This is a genomic window from Bacillus cereus group sp. BfR-BA-01379 (assembly GCF_022663605.1).
GTDB lineage: Bacteria > Bacillota > Bacilli > Bacillales > Bacillaceae_G > Bacillus_A > Bacillus_A mobilis.
Window position 1 is genome coordinate 1 of the sequence record NZ_JAKUFT010000023.1, and the last position, 20,934, is coordinate 20,934.

Sequence of the window (20,934 nt, forward strand, 5' to 3'; positions counted from 1 at the left end):
ACAAGTACAAGAAGAAACGAAAGATGACACGCTAAAAGTTGTTGTCGATAATGAACCGGTTAAAAATAAAAAATCCGGAAACGGTAGCACGTTACCACAAACAGGAGCATCTTCTCATAGTGCAGCTACAGAAGTAGGTATGGGTGTATTATGTATTGCTTCTGCATATGTATTATGGAGACGTAAAGCAGCTTAACAAAAATTAGGAGCAATCATTTGCTCCTAATTTTTAATATGAAAGGTGAGAGACAACATGGGTAAGATGAAGTGGTTTATTTCTTTCATGCTTTCACTTGGGCTACTTGCCGGATGTGAAGAGGCAGCTGTAAAGCCTGAGAAGAAAGTAGAACCAAAGCAAGAAGAGGTAGCAAAGCAAGAAGAGAAAAAAGATGAAGTGAAACCGGAAGAAAAGCCGGAAGAAAAACCGGCTGAACAAGAGCAAAAGCAGAAAGAGAAGCAAGAACAAAAAGTAGAAGAGAAGCCAAAAGAAGAAAAGCCACAGGCACAACCGGAAGTAAAGAAAGAAGAGAAACCTCAGGAACAGCCTGCTGTTAATAAACAACCAGAACAACAAAAAGCACAAGAAGAGAAACAACAAGAGCAACTAAAAACGCAAGAAGTAAAAGAAGAAGCGAAGGTTGTGAATCAGCCGAAAGAAACACCGAAGCAGGAGCAGAAGGTTGATCCGAACAAAGAGCAACAAGCAACTGTACCAACGCCACCAACACCGGTACCAGATCCAGTACCGCCAGTGCCAGATCCAGTAATACCAAAACCAAAACAAGTTACTATCTCAGTAAAAGGTAATGAAGGATACTTATTAGGTGCGAAAAAGGTTGATGTACAAGAAGGCGATACAGTTTATAAAGTATTACAACGTACCGGATTAGATGTGGATGCGAGTGGCTCTAAAGGTGATATTTACGTAAAAGGGATTAATGATTTATATGAAAAAGATGTTACAGCTACTAGTGGATGGAAATATCGTGTGAACGGTTCGTTTCCAAATCATAGTGCAGGTGTAGTAACAATTAAACCAGGAGATACAATCGAGTGGGTGTATGTATTAAATTAAGAAAGGCATTCGGTAAAGGACTATGAAAATAAATTTTTCTTCTTTACATCCTTTTGTGAATTTTTTCTATTATATCGGGGTGATGATACTTTGTATGATGTGTCTTCATCCTCTTTTTTTAATTGGAGCAATACTATTAATCGTTATAATAAATATAATGCAAGGGAATAGCGAAAAGATTAGAAAGATGTTACCGAGCACAATCGTTTTCTTTTTTATGGTCATTTTATTTAATTCGTTATTAACGCATAGAGGTCGAACTACGTTATTTTGGTTAGGTGATAGCCGTATTAAGCTTGAGGCGATTATGTTTGGAGTAGTAATGGGGTTATTACTAGTTGCGATTATGTTTACGTTTGCTTCGTATAATGATATTATTTCAAGTCATAAATTTTTATATTTGTTTTCTAGAATTTCACCGAAAGTAGCATTGTTAACGATGATTACAGTGAGGTTTGTTCCTTTGTTTATGAGGCGATTACAGAAAATAACACTCGTCCAAAAAACGAAAGGTGTACAAGTAGATGCAGGTTCAATTGTGGAACGAGTGAAAAATGGTATGCAATTGCTGCAAGTATTATTAATTTGTTCGTTAGAAGATGCGCTGCAAACAGCAGATTCTATGCAAGCTCGTGGATTTGGTGTGACGAAGCGTACGACATATATTCGGTATAGAATGGAAAGACGAGATTGGTATACGCTCAGTTATTTAAGCATTCTACTTATCATTGCTATTGTATGTAGTACGTATGGCGGAGGAAAGTTAATCATTTATCCGAAAGTCGAATCTATTCTATTTCAGCAATACGATGGAATGATGTTCGGAGTATTTACGATGTTTATTAGTTTACCAATTATAATGGAAGGAAGGGAGTGGATATGGTGGCGCATGCAGAAATAAACAATTTATCATTTGTATATGCTGATGAAAACGAATATGCGTTACAGCATATTTCTCTTTCTATTCAAAAAGGAGAGTTTATTACACTTGCTGGAGGATCAGGTTCTGGGAAGACGACTTTATTAAAACATTTTAAAAAAGAGTTACTTCCGATCGGTACACGTTCAGGAGAAATTTTTTATGATGACGTTTTATTAGAGGAAGTACCAGATCTATTATCTGCACAAGAAATTGGTATGGTATTTCAAAATCCGGAAAATCAGCTCGTAATGGATACAGTGATTCAAGAATTAGCATTTTCTTTAGAGAATGTTGGATTACCATCACATATTATTCAAAAACGAATAGCAGAGCTCATTAGTTTCTTAGGATTTCAGGATTTATTGCACCAATCTGTTCATACGTTATCTGGCGGGCAAAAGCAGCTTGTCAATTTAGCGGCTGTACTAGTTATGCAGCCGAAATTATTATTATTGGATGAACCAACGGCGCAGTTAGATCCAATTGCAGCGAAAGAATTTTTAGGATTGTTAAAACGTATTAACGAAGAACTTGGCATTACGATCGTTTTAAGTGAACATCGTTTAGATGAAGTGATACCACTTGCTACGCGCGTTATTTGTATGAATAATGGCCAAATCGTGTATGATGGAAATCCTAAAATGGTTATTGCGAACATGTGGGAAGTTGAAAAGTTCCGTCCATTTATTCCGCAAATTCCAAGATTGTTTTTAGAGTGGAATGTAAGAGATATTCCATTTACAGTGCGAGAAGCGCAAATGAAACTGAATAACTTGTCAGCGATATCATATGTGAATGAGCCAATCAAACAAAGTGAAAAGCACGAAGTTATTTTAAGTGCAGAGCATATTTCGTTTCAATATGAAAAAAATAGTCCACTTATTTTACGAGATTTAACCGTATCGATTGAAAAAGGAAAATGGGTAGCTCTCGTTGGAAAAAATGGTACAGGTAAATCTACACTGTTAACGATTTTAGCGGGATTGCAAAAAGCGAGAAGAGGGAAAGTAAAGTGGAATGGGAAAGTGATACATAAAATTGATTCGAAAGAACGATTTAAAAGGATCGGGTATGTATCGCAGCATCCGTATTATCATTTTACATTTGATACCGTGTGGGAAGAAGTGTATGAACGTGCACGTGAATTATACGGAGAACAAGGAAGAGAAGTAGCAGAAGATATGCTAAAACGGTTTTGGTTGTATTCGCTTAAAGAACGCCATCCGCATGATTGTAGCGGGGGAGAGCAACAACTACTTGCGTTATGTACAACGTTATTATCAAAGCCGACTTTATTATTACTTGATGAACCGACAAAGGGACTAGATCCGTGGAAGAAGGAAAGAGTAGGAGAGCTATTTAGGAAATTGCAAAAAGAAGGTACAACAATTGTAATGGCAACGCATGATATTGAATTTGCAGCGAAATACGTTGATCAATGTATGATGTTATTTGACGGAGCAGTTATTATGAACGATGCACCGAAAGAGTTTTTTAGTGGAAACTTCTTTTATACAACATCTATCAATCGATTCATTCGAAAAGAGCTGCCATATGCATTAACGTGGGAGGATGTGTACGAAGCGTGTCCAAACGATATGTTGCATTCATAATAGGTATTTTTGCAGTTATTATAGGCACATTACTCTTTACTACACTTATCATGGATGGTTATTACATGTTAAGTAGTTTGTTTTTATTAGTTGTTATTATGTTACCTTTCTATATCCGCTTTGAAAGAAAGGCGTTTGTTTCACGTGAAATTGTTCTCGTTGCTGTGTTAGCAGCAATTGCAGCAGTTAGCCGTGTACCTTTTTCTCTTTTACCAAGTGTACAACCGACTTCTTTTGTCATTATCGTTTCTGCGATCGTGTTTGGGAGTGAAACTGGTTTTATGATCGGTGCAACAGCGGCTATCGTATCTAACATCTTTTTAGGACAAGGTCCGTGGACGCCGTGGCAAATGTTTTCATGGGGGATGATTGGTTTTATAGCAGGGTTATTACGGAATACATTTTTAATGAAAAAGCTATGGGGCAGACTGCTATATGGATTCGTTGTTGGATTTTTATTTGGCTGGATTATGAACTTCTGGGGGCTTCTCGGTTTTATACAGGAAGCAACGTGGGAAACAGTTGTCGCGTACTATGTTGCAAGTTTTTATTTCGATTTGAGCCATGCAATTTCGAATGTTATTTTCTTACTACTATTTAGTACATCTTGGGTTACGATACTTACGAGATTCAAAAAGAAATATGGCATATTAGATAAGCATAACATGGCATAGAAAAGCATATTTATATAAGGTAGGGTCGCGACTTACATATTCGTTTGCCTCTTTCATGCTTCTTACATATTGTAAGGAGCATTTTTTATTGTCAAAAAATCGATTCAATATACGTCGGCTATTATATAAAATTATTTGTATAATAGTATGTGAGAACTATTTTCAAAAGGGAGGTGTATAGTTAATGAAGTTAGTTATTCCGAAGCAACACGGTGCATGGGCCATGCTCGTTATACCATTTCTATTAAGTGTCATACTTGGGAAACCTACTATGTATCATATTCCATTGTTTTTAGCTTGGTTCTTTATCTATTTAGCTACGTATCCATTTCTCACGTACATAAAGCAAAGGCGAAAAAAAGAGTTTTTACATGCTGCAATTGTATACTTTATCATAGCTTTCGTATTTGGGATGATTTCTCTATTATATGAATGGCGTATTCTTTTATTCGTAGCAGTAATGATTCCATTATTTATAGTAAATATGTATTACGCTCGTCAAAAAAATGAAAGAGCATTACTAAATGACATGAGTGCGATTATTGTTTTCTGTATTGGCGGTTTAGTTAGTTATTATTTTTCAATGAAACTTATAGATAAAACAGCATTATTTATTGCGCTTATTTCATTTTTATATTTTTTAGGAAGTACATTTTATGTGAAAACGATGATACGTGAGAAAAATAACCCAAAGTATCGTTTCATATCATGGGGGTATCATATTCTATTAACAATCATCGTATTTGCTATCAATCCGTGGTGCTCTCTTATTTTTATACCGAGTGTCATTCGGGCAATTATGTTGTATGGTAAAAAGATTTCTATTATAAAAGTAGGTATTTTAGAAATTGCTAATTCTGTATATTTTTTAATTATAACGGTAATAATTATGAAGTATGCCATTTGAAAAAGCTTCCCACCTTAGGATGGGAAGCTTTTTCAATCTTGTTCTAAAATGTGAACCGTGTAATCACAACGTTGAATAGCTTGTTCGATCGCATAAAGGGATTGTTCAATACGTGCGCGATTAAAATCTTTTTCCACAGTCTGTAGTGCTGCTTCTAAACAATGTTTTGCTTCTTGTAATGATTGAAATGAATCTTGTACATATCCGCGAGCATTTTCGTGCATTTCATAATCCTCCTTGCATATTCATATATGTATAGTATGAGCAGTAAAGAAGAAAATATTATTTGTTATATTTGTTTGACAATTAAAATGAAATTACGTATAGTAAGAATTAAGTGAATATTTTCTTATCCAGAGAGGTGGAGGGACTGGCCCGATGAAACCCAGCAACCGCGATGCAGGTGCTAATTCCAGCAGAACATATTTGTTCTGGGAGATAAGACGAAGATATATACGTAACTTCTTCTTATCGGAGAGGTTTTTTTGTTGCAAAAAAACCGATTACGAAAATTTATATTAAGAAGAAAGGGGTTGCGAAGTACTGTGACACTCGAAAAATACGTAAAACTGCGTAGTACAGTTTATGAATATATGATAGAGCAAGATAAGCCAATATCATTGTTAGATATTCAAGAACATATCGTTTCGCATCATGAAGGAAAATTCACGAAAAAGATGTTACATCAATTTTACTTATCAAGACTATTAGATGAACTGAAACTGGATGGGAAAATTACATTAGCTGATGAATATCTCTATACTGAAAAAGGGGTATTTTATAAGGCGGGAAAAGGGAGCTAAGCTCTCTTTTTTTTGAAGTATGTAGAGTAAAAGACTGCTTAAGCAGCCTGATACAAGGGAATGGTGTTGAGTGTGTAGTGTCAAAGATTGAATGTGCCTGAAAGAGGCACTTCATATCGGCTGCAAATGAAAAGAGACACCTCCGCCGAATAGGTGTCAGTCGTTTTGTCATATAGACTTGCTATTTGACAGTTATTAGAATAACATGCGCAGGTTTGGAAGTCAAAAGGGAATTAAAGGAAGAGGTGTTGTTATGTACGCTTACTTATTACATGATATAACGAAATGGATTCCTAAGTACATTTTGGATAAAGGTTATGAATATTATGAAGAGGGACATGTAGAAGATGTTGAAATACAAGACAAGAAAATATTTGCTTTCGTTACTGGAAATGCAGGAAACTATGAAGTGATTATTGATCTTGAAGATTTTACAGAAAGTAGCTGCGAATGTCCATATGAAAACTATTGTAAGCATATGGCCGCAGTTGTTTATGATATTCAAGGTGCTGGTGAAAGTACGGTGAAAGAGAAACTGAAAGATTTAGACAAGGAAGAGTTACTTACCGTATTAAATCGTTTATTACAAAGTTCGAAAAACGTGCAAATTGTAGAGAAGATGTTAAAGAAGGAGAAACTTTAACTATAGAGGGAGTTGTTTTGTAGTGAATATACTAATTGTATACGCTCATCCTAATCCTTCCAGTTTTAACGCGGCGATTTTAAAGCATGTGCAAAAAGGATTACAAGAAACTAATCATTCGGTTACGGTACTTGATTTATATAAGGAGCAATTTGATCCAGTCCTTGTATTTAATGAAGAGAAGAAAAGACGTGATTTAGTAAATGAAGAAGAAACAGCTCGGTACAGAATGTTAGTGGAAGAAGCAGATACGCTTCTCTTTATATATCCAGTATGGTGGTGGGGGATGCCTGCTATTTTAAAAGGGTTTATTGATCGCATTTTCGTTGCTGGTTTTGCTTATAAATATGAAGGGGCTCTGCCGAAAGGCTTATTGAAAGGTAAGAAGGCATGGGTAATTAATACGTTAGATTCACCGTTATGGTACGTCGCATTATTATATCGATCAGCAGATTGGATTATGATGAAAAGAGGGGTTTTACGTTTTTGCGGCATTCGTGATATAAAACGATCTGTTTTTCAATCTGTGAAAACGAGTAAACGAGAGAAGCGGGAAAAGTGGTTATTACAAATAGAAGAAAAGGCTCGTACGTTATGAATGAAATGGAACATATAATAAAGTGTTGCAATTATGATAACGAACTTTTTCGTACATATATTAATTGTTTAATCCAATTGAAGAAATGTAGTGAAATGTTTCAACAAATACAGATTCAATTAAGAAATGATTATTTAATAAGAGGAATCTGTGAAAGAGAAGTTGATGGGGTAATAAGAGGAAGTAAAGAATACGAAACGTATTTTCTTCCCAAAGCGTTACAGTGGAATTTCCTTAAAAACAATCCACATTTAATTGAAAAAGTATGTGTAGATTTTTTTTCATTTGAGGTATTACATCTTACGGAGATAGAGTGGGCAAGGGTTATAAATTGCATGGGAAATAAATAATTTATTATGTAAAAAAGCTAGTATAAAACTAGCTTTTCGTTTAAATAAATAAGAAACATAGACTAATGATGAATCCTGCATATAGTAAGTTAACAACGCAAAATCCCATAATATCACGAGCACCTAAACCAGCTATCGCTAATGCCGGTAATGCCCAGAAAGGCTGAATTAAATTTGTCCAAGCATCACCCCACGCAATTGCCATTGCTGTTTTTGCAGCAGGTACACCAAGTTCAGCGCCAGCTGGAATCATAATGGGTGCTTGTACAGCCCATTGGCCACCACCAGATGGAACGAAAATATTAACGATGCCAGCACTTAAAAAAGTAAAGAGCGGGAAAGTCGTTTCGTTTGAAATGCTAATAAAGAAATTCGAAATAGCTCCTCCAAGTGAAAGTCCTTCACTATTTGCTCCAATCATCATCCCCATAATTCCAGCATAAAACGGAAATTGAAGTAAAATGCCAGAAGCACTTTTCGTAGAGTCTGAAAAAGCACGAATATATTGAATCGGAGTACGGTGGAAAATAAGTCCAGCAATTAATAGCATAAAAATAACGATGTCTAGCGTAAGGTTAAAGCCTTTTGTATAAAAGTAATTGAAAATATAAATGAGACCTAACAATCCAACACAAAGTGTAATAATGATGCTATTTTCCATTTTCTCAGCGAATGTATTGTTTCCTATTTCTTGAGCGGCAGCTTCTTCATGAAATACGCTAGGATCTACCGTTATCGTATGTTTTTCATCTGGGTGCATCGCTTTATTAATGAGAGGCATTGTAACGAGAAAAATAATAACTGGTACAAGTGCGTATGGTGAGAATAGCGTTTCTGTTATTGGAATCGCTTCTTTAATACTTCCTGCTGTCGTTTTAATTAACGTTTCGCCGCCAGTTGCTAACGTAAGCGGAATAGAAGCAGAAAGCCCCGCATGCCAAATGAGAAATCCAGAGTAAGAAGAAGCAATTGCAAGTCTATAATCTAATCCTTCCAGCTGCCTTGCCACTTCTTTTGCATATAAAACAGATACAACAATACCAAATCCCCAGTTTATGTATGCTCCTAGTAAACTTACGATTGAAATAGCAATAATACCTTGTCCATTCGTTTTCGGTAACCGTGCAGCTTTCGTTAATCCTTTTTTAATAAGAGGTGCGTTTGCTAAAGCAGAGCCTGTCACGAGTACAAGTGCCATTTGCATAGAAAAGGCGAGTAGTCCCCAAATTCCATTACCCCAGTGATTAATCATTTCCACAGGTGTTTGGTGCGTTGCAAACATGCCGAAGAAAATAACAAAAACAGTTAATAAACATGATAAAATAAACGGTTCTGGCAAGAAGCGTTGCACTAAGGCGACGCAACCATTTGTAAAAGAACGAAACAAAATAAACCAACCTCCTTATGTATATGTATTACAATTATTCGAGGTTGTTTTTTGGATTACCTTCAAAATATAGAAAATTCAGATATTTAAAGTGGTTTTCATTTGTAGATAGGTATTATACGAAGTTGGATAGAGGGAATAAGAGTTGTTACTAAAAAGGGTACTTTTGAACAATTGTGATGAGGCGAGGGGATTTTCAAATCTGGAGTAATATAATTGATTCAAATAAAACACCCCAACAAGAAAAAGCTTCCACTACTGTGGAAGCTTCTCTAAATGATGTGCAATATCAATATACATATTTGAGTAAACTGAATGGATTTCATTACTTGGTGTAGCGTTAGAAGAGAAGTGGACAATGATCAAATTTGCTGTCGGATCGATGTAAAGGGTTTGTCCGTAACTACCTAACACTTCAAAAGCATCTTGTTCATTGTGCGGAATCCACCATTGATTATGATAAGAAATGGAAGCTCCAGGGCCAACTGCAAGTTCACCTTCTTGAACATTTTTTATATCTTCAGAAATAGAAGAAGGGAGAATTTGTTTTCCGTTATATTCCCCGTTGTTTAATAGTAATTGCCCGAATCTCGCCATATCTCTAGCAGTTGCATTTAAGCCTGCGCTTGCTTGTTCTACTTTTGTTTCATCTGTAACGTAATACGCGTTTTCTTCCATACCAATTTGAGACCATATTCGTTCGCTAACATTTTCCGCCAATGATTTACCAGTGATCGATCGAATCACCCAAGCGAGTGTTTCAGCTGATCCGTTATCGTAAGAAAAATCGGAACCAGGCGGTGCAGTTTCTTCTACTTCTCGTAACATATCATAAATTTTCATCGGGCCGTCGTAGTTTTTACCTCGAGGCAAAATATTGCTCGCTAAATATAGTTGTGCATCTTGATTTTCTAACGCTGGATGTTCATATCCGTGAGTAGGATATTCTACAGAAACTTGCATGTCCATTAATTGCTGTAGTGTGGCATTACCGAACGGTGTATTTTTTAATTCTTTTATATATGTGTCAGCTGTTTTTTCTAAGTCAATACGTTTTTCTTCAGCGAGAGATTGTATCATTGCCCCGGTAAAGACCTTCGCTAATGATGCCATGCCATGAGGTTCGCTCTCTTTATATCCATTGAAATATCGTTCATATACAAGTTGTCCATTGTGTACAACGACAAAAGCATCCGTTTTATTATCGTCTAAAAGTTTTTTTAGAGGAGTCGTTCCAAATCTACGCTCTACAGCAAAATCGTCTAAGTTTTGCAATGCAGTAGAGAAGTGGGATACTTGATCCGGGTTATTTTTCACCTCGTTAATTAAAGTGAATTCTTTCATATGTGTATACGACCAACGTAAGTACGGGTCATCTAACCAATTTTTCTTCGTCACGTTATTTTTCGATGGGATTGTTTTATTATGTTTGAAGTATGTAAAACCGAGCCCTGTAATTACAAATATAAATGTGATTATGAGTAAGAGTAGGGGAGATTTTTTAAGTTTCATAGAGGTCCCTCCTTTTTATTTCTACTATTAGTATACGCGTCTGTTGAAAGAAATACAAAATAAGGAAAGTAAACGGGGAAGTTTACTTTCCTTATTCATGTTAAGCGGAAACTTTTCCATCTGTATGTTGTTTCTTGTATTTTTGTTTTCGTCCGTGTAATCCATAATAGAGAAGTAAAGTGAATGCAACGATAATAGCTGCGATAAAATACATATTATGGTAACTTGATTTCGCTGCGACGATACCTAAAATGAAAGAACCAAAACCGAGACCACTATCAAAGAATGAGAAGTACGTAGCTGTCGCAGAACCACGTCGATGGTTTGCAGCGGCAGAGATCGCAATCGTTTGGAAACTTGGAATTAATGTTCCATAACCTAAACCGATTAACATACCTGCACCAAGGAACCAAAACGGAGTTTGCGCTTGGCTTAAAATGAACATCCCAATTGTGAAAATAATAATAGCTGGGTAAACAAGTACATTTTCACCGAAGCGATCAAAAATCTTTCCTGTAAATGGACGAGAAATTACAACAACGAGTGCATATAAAATAAAGAAGTAACTAGCAACTTCTCCTAAGCCGAGCTCTTTCGCATAAATAGGAATAAAGGATAAAATACCACTATAAGAAAAGGCTAAAACAAATCCTGTTAGAGCGATCGGAATAGAGGCTGGTTCAATTAAGTCCTTCCATTTCATTTTTTCTCGTTTTTGTTTGCTCACTGGTACTTCATGCGGAATATTTACAAGTAGTCCTAATAAAAATGCAAGCAATGAAAATACGGAACAAACGATAAATAGTACAGTAAATGAAAAATGTGAAATAATAGTTAAACCTAAAAAAGGACCAATTACCATCGGCAAACTCATAAATACGCCGAAATAGGCAAGTGCTTCGCCTCGTCTGTGAGCTGGTGCAACATCAGTTACAATTGTTCCTGTGGCTGTTGTCGCCATACCGAACCCAATACCATGTAAGAAGCGAAGGGCAAGTAATAAAAATAAACTTTGCGCACCGAAATACATAACGGTAGCAGCTAAAAATAATGAAAGTGAAATAAATAAAATTTTCTTTCTCCCTAATTCATCGAGCCATTTTCCTGTAAATGGTCTACATAAAACAGATGAAATAAGAAAAACAGTTGCAACTAAACCAATTTCCTCAGGTTTTCCTTTTAGGCCGTCTATTACATAGATAGGTAAAGTAGTCATAAGCATATAGAATGTTAAGAAGAGAAATAGACTACTAAAACAAGTTCCGAGGAAATCCTTCGTCCAAAGTTTCGCACTTTGCATCGTCATCCCTCCAATTTAATCTAAGTTTTTAATGATTTGTTGTAACACTTGAAATGCTTGATGTAACTCATCTTCGTTAATACTTTCTAGTGTCTTTTCTTCAAAAGTATCAACTTCTTCTTGCCATATCGGAATCATTTTTATCGCTGTTTCTGATAAAGAAATGAGCTTCTCACGGCGATCTTTTCCTTCAGTACGAATAATCCACCCCATCGTCTCCATACGTGTTAACGTACGAGTCATCGTTGGTGATTCAACATTTAAATACTGACATAATTCTGTTTGCGTACAAGAACCGGTTTGATTAATGCGGAAAATAACAGCCCATTGCGCACTAAATAGCCCAGTTGGAGATACGCGTTCATTAAATTTCTTTGTGAATTTTCGAGAAGTCTGGCTGACAATGTGAAAAAAATGTTGTTTTTCGTCCATATAGTTAGATCCTTTCAAATTAGTTACCTAGCTAACTATATACTTTTTTATTATAATTGTCTAGTAATAGACATGTTGATTTATGTAAAAATTTCGTATAAGCTTTATATTGAGAACATACATTCTGTATGCTATTCTTTAAGTAAGTAAAGAATTTTCTTTCTATTAAAAAGAATGGGGGAACTTGTGATGATTAAGCCTGCAACAATGGAGTTTGTTTCACTATCAAACGGAGAAACGATTGCGTATCAGGAAGTTGGAAGGCAAAATACAGAAATTCTTGTACTCATTCACGGGAACATGACATCGTCACAACACTGGGATTTAGTTATTGAAAAGCTGCAAGATCAATACCATATTTACGCTCTTGATTTAAGAGGATTTGGCCAATCAACATATAATCAATCGATAGATTCATTACAAGATTTTGCAAGAGATGTAAAACTATTTATTGATCAATTAAAACTAGAGAAATTTTCATTAATGGGCTGGTCAATGGGCGGTGGCGTTGCGATGCAATTTACAGCGAATCATCCAACGTTTATCGAAAAGTTAATTTTAGTAGAATCAGTAGGTATGAAGGGATATCCAATTTTTAAAAAAGATATTAACGGGCAGCCAATCGTATCAAGTTTAGTAAAGACGAAGGAAGAGGTTGCACAAGATCCCGTACAAATAGCTCCAGTGCTAGATGCGATAAGAAATATGAATAAATTATATTACCGTACAGTATGGAATCTATTAATATATACACATAATCAACCTGAACCGGATCGTTATGAAAAGTATTTAGACGACATGTTAACGCAGCGTAATTTCGTAGATGTAAATTATGCGCTCATTACATTTAATATTTCGGATGAACATAACGGGGTTATAGAGGGAAATAAACAAATTCATCATATTAAAGCTCCAACACTCGTCATACAAGGCGACAGAGATTACGTCGTACCACAAGTAGTCGGTGAGGAATTAGCAAAACATTTGCCAAATGCGGAGTTGAAGATATTAGAAGATTGCGGACACTCACCGTTTATAGATTGCTTAGATGTTTTTATAAAACATGTTGAGGATTGGTTAGAATAGAAATAATCCCCGAAAGTAAAAGTCTTGCATATACTATAACATTTGTATGCAAAAGGGGAGAATGTCAATGCATCACCCATTTTTAGTCGCGTATTCGCCATATAATCATTATGCATATACAAAAATGGTGATAGATCCGCTGTATATGCAAGTTTCACCAGTTGTAGTTCCTTTACAAATGCAACATACGCAGCCACCAATTGCTAGTGCACAGCAATACTTATATGGATCATCATTTTATGGGAATCCATATTATAAGCACTTTCATCACAATGTGAAAGCACAAGTTTGGGAAGGATAAGAAGCTAAAAGATTCATTCTTTTAGCTTCTTTTTAATTGTGAATATTCGTACACGCATTTGAAGAAACAGTTTATAATGAAAAGGGGAAAGTGCGAGAAGGAGAGGGAAGAGGATGTCGATGCGTTTTACTTTTTGGATTATGGTTGGAATTGTAGCGATCTCAGGTTTGTCACAAGGGATGCTATTACCGGCCATTGCAATGATTTTTGAACAAGAAGGGGTTAGTTCAAGTATAAATGGTATTCATGCGACGGCATTATATATTGGGATATTAGTTATTTCACCGTTTCTTGAAAAACCGATGCAAAAGTTTGGAATGAAGCCAATTATCGTTATTGGTGGGTTTCTCGTTATTATTTCATTATTCTTCTTTACACAAACTTTTTCATTTTGGGTATGGTTTATTCTTAGATTTCTAGTTGGAGTCGGAGATCATATGCTTCATGTCGGAACACAAACATGGATTACGACAACATCAGACCCGAGTAAAATTGGTAGACAAGTATCGATATACGGTGTATTCTTCGGAATTGGTTTTGCTGTTGGCCCGTATTTAGCAAGCACTGTTCAGTACGGTCTTGCAACACCATTTATTATATCTACTATACTTTGCTTAATAGGTTGGCTTTTACTACTGCCAACGAAAAATGCATTCCCAGCGCAAGATGAAAGAGAAGTGAAGAGTGAATCATCATTTTCTCGTTATAAACAAGTTGTTGGATTAGGATGGATTGCGTTACTAGGACCACTTGCATATGGCGTACTGGAAGCGATGTTAAATAGTAACTTACCAGTATATGCGCTTCGTAAAGGATGGTCTGTTTCAGATGTATCCTTTTTATTACCAGCGTTTGCAGTTGGGGGCATTATTACACAAATTCCACTTGGTATATTAAGTGATAAATACGGAAGAGATCGTATTTTAACGTGGACGTTCAGCGTAAGTACGGGCATTTTCCTACTCGCAGCAGTATTTGATCAATATTACTGGATCGTCTTTGCTTGTATGCTGTTAGCTGGTATGGTCATTGGATCGTGCTTCTCATTAGGTCTTGGATTTATGACAGATTTATTACCGAGACACTTACTACCAGCGGGTAATATATTATCTGGAATCGCCTTTAGTTTAGGAAGTATACTGGGGCCTGTATTAGGAGGCGTATTTATAGAAAAAATACAGTATACAAGCTTTTTTATTGCGGTTATGATTATAATGGGAATTCTCGCAATGGTATATATGGTCTACATGAAGAATCAATTCGCATCAAGAAAAATAGAAAGTAGGTTAGGGCATGACAAAACAACCTAATAAAAAGAAATTTGAAGTACTCGAAAATGAAACAATTACAGACTGCTTAGCACGTATGGAACAAGAAGGCTACGCACCATCACGTCGCATGGAAGAGCCAATCTTTCATGAAGTGAAGAAAAACGGCAAAACAGAAGTTGAACCGTGCGGTAGAAAGATTGTTTTTGAGGGGAAATTGAAGTAATCTAATAAAAGTTCTTCTTTGTGGTATAGAGCCCTCCAAATCGTTTGAGTTGGAGGGTTTGTTTAAATTGGACGGAGAAAAGATTGCTACTTTTTCCGTATATTGCTAAAATAAGTTCTTGGGGCTTACTTGTTGTTAACGGTATAATAATTGTCGCTCAACTTAAAGAAATTAGTTACACAGATTTCGCACTAACTAAAGAGGGGACGGCAGCAATCCCTTATTTTTGGAACCACTCATAAACGTAAAGTAAGAGGGGAGGATACATGAACTATTCGCCTCTCTTGTTTAGATTAACCAGCTATTACAATTGGAACTGGTATATTAAATTCAACATCCTATTGGATAATGTTTTTATAGCTATCTATTCATGCTGATAGAAATAATAGATTGTTAGAAAGTGAAAAAGATTATCCGTATATTCCGAAGCAAATTTAATAGAGTGTTTTCAAAAATTAAGTGTAAAACCAAAATACGCTGTTTTAAAAGTTATTTGTTAGAATTGGTTATTAGTAATAAGACAGAAAAGAGGATTACATGTTAGATAATTTACAGAGAAATAAAAAGTTTTTTTTATTATGTTTTATTTTTTTATTGATTTTAACCGCTTGTGACAATACAGATATTAAGACATCTAAAGCTTCATTACCACCGGCTCAATCAAAGGCAGATAAATCATTAAAAACACCCAATTGGGTCGATAAAAGTCCTATTCAAAAATCCCCTAATTTTATTGAAGATAAAAAAGTAAAATCGGTAGTGAATTTAATAGCAACGGGTGATAATTTATATCATGACGCAGTAATTAAAGATGGCAAACAAAAAGATGGTTCATATGATTATAATTATATTTATAAAAATATAAAAAAAGCTGTTCAATCAAGTGATCTTGCTATTGTGAACCAGGAGACTCCAATTGCAGGAAATCATCTAAAAGTACAGGGATATCCTACTTTCAATACACCTGAAGAAGTAGGTCAATCTTTAGTGGACACTGGATTCAATATAGTGACTCAAGCGACAAATCACACTATGGATATGGGTATTAAAGGTGTGATGAATACAAGAGAATACTGGAAGAAATATCAGGATGTTATCCCAGTAGGCATTAATGAGAGTCAAAATGAACGCAATGAAATAAAAACGATTACCAAAAATGGTATTCGCTTTGGGCTACTTAATTATACATATGGTACGAATGGGAATAAAATTCCAGGTGATAAGTCTTGGGCATTAAATTTAATTGATAAAAAAGCGATACAAAATGATGTGGAAAAGGCAAAGAATAATTCTGATATGGTGATTGTTATGGTGCATTGGGGAGTAGAATATACCTTTACGCCTTCAAAGCAACAAAAAGAAATTGCTCAATATTTAACAGATTTAGGCGTAGATGTAGTAATTGGAAATCATCCACATGTAATCCAACCAATTGAGTGGAAAGAAAATAAAGATGGACATCAGACGCTAATCTATTATTCTCTTGGAAATCTTATTTCTGCTCAAGAAAAATTAGAAACATTGATTGGAGGACTATCATATATACAATTTGTTAAGTATGAAGATGAAACTTTTGGTATACGACAAGCTGCAGTTGTACCGACAGTAACCGACTATGCTGATGATAAGAAGCATTTTAAAATTCAATTTTTAAAAGATTATTCAGATGAAAATTCTAAAAAACATGGGGTTAAAGAATTTGTCGGTCCTGTTTCTTTGAAGGATTTTAAGGATATTCCTAAAGAAGTGTTGGGAAATTGGTATAAAGACTAATAAACAAAAAGGGAATGAGATACAATTAAAAAAATTATAATTTTAGCATTGGTATTGGCATTGGGATCGAGCCTTGCTGCTTGTAGTGGAAAACAAACATCTCAGGAAACTACTAATCATAATGATAAAAATAAAGTTGATATAAAAGCGAATAAAAAAGATGCTTTACCTATTTCTGATCTTAATGATTGGAGAATTATTCTTGTAAATAGAGAACATATGTTATCAAAGGAACTAGGGATTGAATTAACAAGTATCACCCAAAATGCTAAGCCAAATATGAAAATAGATAGCAGAATTGCAACTTCCTATCAGGATATGGTAACAGCTGCAAAAAAAGAGGGCATTAACCTTTATTTAAGGTCAGGTTATCGAGCTATAAAATTACAACAAACTTATTATGATGCTTCAGTTAAAAGCTATAAATCTCAAGGTTTGTCGGATACAGAGGCTAGTGCTAAGGCATTGGAATATCTTCAGTATCCTGGCGCAAGTGAACATCATACTGGATTAGCGTTAGACATTATTTCAGTTGAATGGCAGAATACTGTAGAAGACTTAAATGCAAAGTTTGAAACTACCGATGCATTTAAATGGTTAGATAAGAATGCTGCAGAGTATGGTTTTATTCTTCGCTATCCAAAAGATAAAGAGGGGATTACTGGAATTAAGTATGAGCCATGGCACTATCGTTATGTAGGAAAAGAAGTTGCTATATATCTAAAAGAAAAGAGATTAACTTTAGAAGAGTATTTCGAAAAAATTAAGTCCGACAAATAAAAGTACACTTTGATTCTATTAAAAAGTTAATAGACATATTTCTCTTCAGTAAAGGAGATAAATTATGCATTGTTACTGGAAAAGTTGGATCTGAAGGATGTCTCCATCTTCCTCTTAGTATTGCGAAAACTGTGTATGATAATGTAAGTACGTATGAACCTATGTATGTATCAAGAACTTAAAGTTATAAAAGAAGCAGTGAAAAAGGATCTGATATTCATATCAGATCCTTTTTCATTCGTAATATGGAATACTTGCTTACATGGGTTAGGTATCCCTAGTCTTACCTTCATAGAAGGAGCTGAAAAACTAAAAGACGAATACAGGTTTATTGTATTATATGCATCAGGTCATGGGAAAATGGATTCACTAGATTTAACTGAAGAATATGAGATGCCAAATATAATAGATTGGTTGAATGAAATAGTAGATATTCTTAAGATTGAACAATTTTCTCCTTGCTAGCATTCTTTTAGGAGTTTTACAATAGATATAAAGCATAAAAAATCCCTCAAGAAAAGGCATGTTCTTGAAGGATTTTTTATGCTTTATATATTTTATATTGCTTGTAACTTATTAATTAAATTTATTTTTAGATATTTCAGCGCGTTGAATATAACCATCAGAGAAGCTGAAATAAAGAGAATAGCTTCCTCGATTATATATGAAGCCTTCACTAGTCATATCTTCTCCGATTCCATCTGGTTCACCAAACCACTCTTTTAATTCGTTAATAGTGATATCCATTTTCACTGATATATATCTAGCGTCCAAAGGATACATGTCAATATTATAATCGCCGTATACCGCTATATTAGGTGCATCACATTCTGTACATGGTGCTTTCTTCCAAACATCAGGTGCTCCATATTCTTTTTTTACGTCAGATAGATCTTTACCTAATACATCTAATTTAAATGGACCAAACGTTCCATTATCTAAAGCTGTTGTTAACATTTGTTTTAATTCTTCTTTTGAATTGATGTTGAAATTATAATCTCTGTTTTTTGCTATTGCATTATAGAAAAATTGTGCATACTGCTCACGCTTCACAATCATATTTCCATTGAAATTACCTGACTCGTCACCTTGTGCTATACGGTTACTACGCACTGCATTTACAGATTCATAGGCCCAATGACCTTTTGGTACATCTTTAAAGCTCTCTTGTCCTCTTGATTCTAAATGAAATGCTTTTTGTAACACTACTGCCATTTCATATCGAGTTAATACATCATCTGGACGAAATGTACCTGATCCATCACCTGTCATAATTCCAGCTTGCGCAATGGCTTTAATATCCTTTTCAAACATATGATTTGTAATGTCACTAAACATATTCGCCTGTTTATCGTCTGCTATTAAACCTAAATGTCGATTGACTAAAGAAGCTACCTGTCCTCTAGTAACATTGTCTCCAAAACCAAATTTTCCATTGCCATATCCTTTATAAATCCCTGCTGATGCTAAGTAATCAATAGCTTCTTTTGACCAGTGGTCCTTTGGTACATCTGTAAATACAGTGTCAGTATTGCTAACTACCTTATAGCTATTTGCATTACCGTTTGTTTTCGTATTTGTTTCTGCATTTACTGTGCCTACCATCGTTGTAGTTGCTAGTGCTGCGGTTAGTACGAATCCAAAAAACTTTTTAACTTTACTTGTTTTTCTGCTCATTTGTGAGCCCCCTTGTTATAGTAAATGTATTGCATAACCTTAGTAAACATGTAATATAATTAAATGTTTATATCGTGATTATAACATATAAATGATAAATTTTTACCGTGAATTTCCATGGAATAAATATCTATTTTTAAAATCTACATGAAACTTCACCATAATATCTATAAATATTCATCTCTATTTAAAAAATGGCAATCATAAATTCATTCGAAAAAATGATCTAAATACCTTTTCGTTATTTATGAACAGTAAAACGTTCCTTTTTTCAATCTACGATAGAAGGCAGAACGTATATTTGGTATAATCAAAACATACTATATGAAACGATGTACATGAGTTTGATACTTATGTAATAAGGTAAGGAATACATAGCAATAACTACGCTATAGGATTCAGTTCATGTTATACAAATCGATCGTTAGAAAGGAAAAGAAGTAATGAATCAAATTTCATTTGAAGATTTATTTGAAGAAGAAAACGAGAAAGAAAAGGTGGAGGTAGCTGAAATACCAGTACCTTTATCGCCATTGCAAAAAGATATATTGGAATTAATGGATTCTGAAGAAATAAGTGCTCTTGAGCTATGCGAACAATTAATACGATCTGGCAAAATATCAGATGAAAGATTCACAACGAATAAGCCTAAAGCATATGGAGAAGTATGCTTACTATTAGAAGGTTTTGTTAAAGAAGGAAAGCTTATTTTTGTCAAAAGTGATGAGAAAAGAGATAGGGTTTATAAATTGAATAAAGAAATGTTTAACGTATAAGGTGTACAGGGGGAAATGAAAAATTTTCTAGGGGAGTTCATTCATTTAGATTATCAAAAAGGTGTCAATCTTGCTTAGATTGACACCTTTTTTTGATAATCTAACATCTTACATACTTACGTTTGAAACCAAGTCTGCCTCTATCAAGTTCTTTCTGAATACTCTCTGTAGCATTTAACAAACTGCTTTTTTTATTATCACGTTTGATTTCAACTATACCAACTTCTTTTGCAATCTCGACTGCTTTTTCGTGTAGTGGTACATATGAAATTGCTACCGTGTTTAGGAAATTATTCATAGCGGATTTTGTTCGTTCTGGTGAATCATGAATTGTATTTTTCACCATTTCAAGCATAGTGGCAATTTTGCTTTCGGAAAATTCGTTGTCTTTTCGATTTCCTAAAAGCCAGCAGTAGCAACTCCAGCCTGCAGACATTTTAAGCTCGTCCCCACTTGCAATCCATGTATCAGCAACATCTTGTGCAATATTTGATTCGGATAAAGTTACTGCTACTACATAATCAGATAGCATATAAAAATACGCCCCATCCATCCAGCGATTAAAATCCGATTCACTCATAGCTTTCGGATCCGCGATAATGCCTGCAAAGTACATAGCATCGTAGTTACCTGTGGCATAAAGTTCTTCAGCTAATTCTTGATTTAACTTTATTTTTTTAGCGATTGGTTTCATCGCACCTGTGGCTACGCCGAAAACTGGCTCGTGCGCACCGTTAGATATGTATATTTTTTTCGTTCTTTCTTTACCAAGGGCTTCAAGTTCTTGCATAACCGTTTTAAAATCCATAGCTGTGCACTTCCTTTCTTAAT

Annotated in this window: 24 protein-coding genes, 1 pseudogene and 1 riboswitch; of the genes and pseudogenes, 18 read left to right on the forward strand and 7 right to left on the reverse strand. The window is 35.0% G+C overall.

The features are described 5' to 3' along the window. The 6 genes from MR113_RS11120 to MR113_RS11145 form a co-directional block, all read left to right on the forward strand. On the forward strand, nt 1–196 hold a 196-nt coding region (locus tag MR113_RS11120), incomplete at its 5' end, for an LPXTG cell wall anchor domain-containing protein (RefSeq protein WP_242254213.1). A gap of 57 nt (nt 197–253) precedes the next feature. Beyond that, nucleotides 254–1,075 carry a DUF4430 domain-containing protein gene (locus MR113_RS11125; protein WP_242254215.1) on the forward strand — a complete coding sequence of 274 codons (822 nt, stop codon included), beginning with the start codon at nt 254–256 and terminating at the stop codon, nt 1,073–1,075. A gap of 22 nt (nt 1,076–1,097) precedes the next feature. Continuing rightward, on the forward strand, nt 1,098–1,976 hold the full coding sequence (locus tag MR113_RS11130; RefSeq protein ID WP_242254216.1) for an energy-coupling factor transporter transmembrane component T: 879 nt from the start codon (nt 1,098–1,100) through the stop codon (nt 1,974–1,976). Then, a complete protein-coding gene (locus MR113_RS11135; protein ID WP_242254217.1) occupies nt 1,949–3,610 on the forward strand; it encodes an ABC transporter ATP-binding protein in 1,662 nt (553 codons plus the stop codon). Before MR113_RS11130 ends, MR113_RS11135 begins: the two co-directional genes overlap by 28 nt. Continuing rightward, entirely contained in the window at nt 3,583–4,284 is a 702-nt protein-coding gene (locus tag MR113_RS11140; RefSeq protein ID WP_242254218.1) for an ECF transporter S component, read from the forward strand. Before MR113_RS11135 ends, MR113_RS11140 begins: the two co-directional genes overlap by 28 nt. A 184-nt stretch (nt 4,285–4,468) precedes the next feature. After that, nucleotides 4,469–5,191 carry a YwiC-like family protein gene (locus tag MR113_RS11145; RefSeq protein ID WP_242254219.1) on the forward strand — a complete coding sequence of 241 codons (723 nt, stop codon included), beginning with the start codon at nt 4,469–4,471 and terminating at the stop codon, nt 5,189–5,191. A 32-nt stretch (nt 5,192–5,223) separates the two neighbouring features. Here MR113_RS11145 and MR113_RS11150 read toward each other — a convergent pair whose 3' ends face one another. Further along, nucleotides 5,224–5,415: a hypothetical protein gene (locus MR113_RS11150; protein ID WP_000544998.1), complete on the reverse strand. Its 192-nt coding sequence runs from the start codon at nt 5,413–5,415 to the stop codon at nt 5,224–5,226. 122 nt (nt 5,416–5,537) lie between these two features. After that, a riboswitch (SAM riboswitch) is annotated at nt 5,538–5,636 on the forward strand. A 40-nt stretch (nt 5,637–5,676) separates the two neighbouring features. On the opposite strand from MR113_RS11150, the gene MR113_RS11155 reads away from it, so the two are divergent. From MR113_RS11155 to MR113_RS11170, 4 genes are all read left to right on the forward strand, one after another. Next, nucleotides 5,677–5,994: a hypothetical protein gene (locus MR113_RS11155; RefSeq protein WP_002096439.1), complete on the forward strand. Its 318-nt coding sequence runs from the start codon at nt 5,677–5,679 to the stop codon at nt 5,992–5,994. A gap of 253 nt (nt 5,995–6,247) precedes the next feature. After that, nucleotides 6,248–6,637 (forward strand): SWIM zinc finger family protein, encoded by a 390-nt coding sequence (locus tag MR113_RS11160; protein WP_242254220.1) that lies wholly within the window; start codon nt 6,248–6,250, stop codon nt 6,635–6,637. Between the two features lie 22 nt (nt 6,638–6,659). Then, nucleotides 6,660–7,235, forward strand: coding sequence for an NAD(P)H-dependent oxidoreductase (locus tag MR113_RS11165; RefSeq protein WP_242254221.1), 576 nt, complete (start codon nt 6,660–6,662; stop codon nt 7,233–7,235). Beyond that, on the forward strand, nt 7,232–7,585 hold the full coding sequence (locus MR113_RS11170; protein ID WP_242254222.1) for a group-specific protein: 354 nt from the start codon (nt 7,232–7,234) through the stop codon (nt 7,583–7,585). Before MR113_RS11165 ends, MR113_RS11170 begins: the two co-directional genes overlap by 4 nt. A gap of 40 nt (nt 7,586–7,625) precedes the next feature. On the opposite strand, the gene MR113_RS11175 is transcribed toward MR113_RS11170, so the two are convergent. The 4 genes from MR113_RS11175 to MR113_RS11190 all read right to left on the reverse strand — a co-directional run bounded on the left by MR113_RS11175 (nt 7,626) and on the right by MR113_RS11190 (nt 12,216). After that, nucleotides 7,626–8,972: a short-chain fatty acid transporter gene (locus tag MR113_RS11175; RefSeq protein ID WP_242254223.1), complete on the reverse strand. Its 1,347-nt coding sequence runs from the start codon at nt 8,970–8,972 to the stop codon at nt 7,626–7,628. A gap of 255 nt (nt 8,973–9,227) precedes the next feature. Further along, nucleotides 9,228–10,484, reverse strand: a complete 1,257-nt coding sequence (locus MR113_RS11180; RefSeq protein ID WP_242254225.1) for a serine hydrolase domain-containing protein — start codon at nt 10,482–10,484, stop codon at nt 9,228–9,230. A 100-nt stretch (nt 10,485–10,584) separates the two neighbouring features. Continuing rightward, nucleotides 10,585–11,784 carry an MFS transporter gene (locus MR113_RS11185; protein WP_242254227.1) on the reverse strand — a complete coding sequence of 400 codons (1,200 nt, stop codon included), beginning with the start codon at nt 11,782–11,784 and terminating at the stop codon, nt 10,585–10,587. A gap of 15 nt (nt 11,785–11,799) precedes the next feature. Next, complete coding sequence (locus MR113_RS11190; RefSeq protein ID WP_242254229.1) at nt 11,800–12,216, reverse strand: MarR family winged helix-turn-helix transcriptional regulator; 417 nt, start codon at nt 12,214–12,216, stop codon at nt 11,800–11,802. A gap of 174 nt (nt 12,217–12,390) precedes the next feature. Here MR113_RS11190 and phaZ point away from each other — a divergent pair, with 174 nt between their 5' ends. The 7 genes and pseudogenes from phaZ to MR113_RS11225 all read left to right on the forward strand — a co-directional run. Continuing rightward, complete coding sequence (gene phaZ / locus MR113_RS11195; protein WP_242254231.1) at nt 12,391–13,302, forward strand: intracellular short-chain-length polyhydroxyalkanoate depolymerase; 912 nt, start codon at nt 12,391–12,393, stop codon at nt 13,300–13,302. 67 nt (nt 13,303–13,369) lie between these two features. Further along, a complete protein-coding gene (locus tag MR113_RS11200; RefSeq protein ID WP_242254233.1) occupies nt 13,370–13,603 on the forward strand; it encodes a hypothetical protein in 234 nt (77 codons plus the stop codon). 113 nt (nt 13,604–13,716) lie between these two features. Next, entirely contained in the window at nt 13,717–14,913 is a 1,197-nt protein-coding gene (locus MR113_RS11205) for an MFS transporter (RefSeq protein ID WP_242254235.1), read from the forward strand. Continuing rightward, nucleotides 14,897–15,097, forward strand: coding sequence for an NETI motif-containing protein (locus MR113_RS11210; protein ID WP_000166305.1), 201 nt, complete (start codon nt 14,897–14,899; stop codon nt 15,095–15,097). The genes MR113_RS11205 and MR113_RS11210 overlap by 17 nt, the downstream gene beginning before the upstream one ends. 537 nt (nt 15,098–15,634) lie before the next feature. Then, nucleotides 15,635–16,870 carry a CapA family protein gene (locus MR113_RS11215; protein ID WP_242254236.1) on the forward strand — a complete coding sequence of 412 codons (1,236 nt, stop codon included), beginning with the start codon at nt 15,635–15,637 and terminating at the stop codon, nt 16,868–16,870. Nucleotides 16,871–16,918: 48 nt separating this feature from the next. Beyond that, on the forward strand, nt 16,919–17,650 hold the full coding sequence (locus MR113_RS11220) for a M15 family metallopeptidase (RefSeq protein ID WP_242254238.1): 732 nt from the start codon (nt 16,919–16,921) through the stop codon (nt 17,648–17,650). A gap of 255 nt (nt 17,651–17,905) precedes the next feature. Next, nucleotides 17,906–18,103: pseudogene (locus MR113_RS11225) on the forward strand (alpha/beta fold hydrolase); the annotation flags it as partial. Nucleotides 18,104–18,226: 123 nt separating this feature from the next. Here MR113_RS11225 and MR113_RS11230 read toward each other — a convergent pair. Beyond that, nucleotides 18,227–19,327, reverse strand: coding sequence for an S-layer homology domain-containing protein (locus tag MR113_RS11230; protein WP_242254242.1), 1,101 nt, complete (start codon nt 19,325–19,327; stop codon nt 18,227–18,229). A gap of 443 nt (nt 19,328–19,770) precedes the next feature. Here MR113_RS11230 and MR113_RS11235 point away from each other — a divergent pair, with 443 nt between their 5' ends. Next, complete coding sequence (locus tag MR113_RS11235) at nt 19,771–20,103, forward strand: DUF3895 domain-containing protein (protein WP_242254244.1); 333 nt, start codon at nt 19,771–19,773, stop codon at nt 20,101–20,103. Nucleotides 20,104–20,203: 100 nt separating this feature from the next. Here MR113_RS11235 and MR113_RS11240 read toward each other — a convergent pair whose 3' ends face one another. Beyond that, on the reverse strand, nt 20,204–20,911 hold the full coding sequence (locus MR113_RS11240) for a DNA alkylation repair protein (protein ID WP_242254246.1): 708 nt from the start codon (nt 20,909–20,911) through the stop codon (nt 20,204–20,206). Nucleotides 20,912–20,934 lie beyond the last annotated feature (23 nt).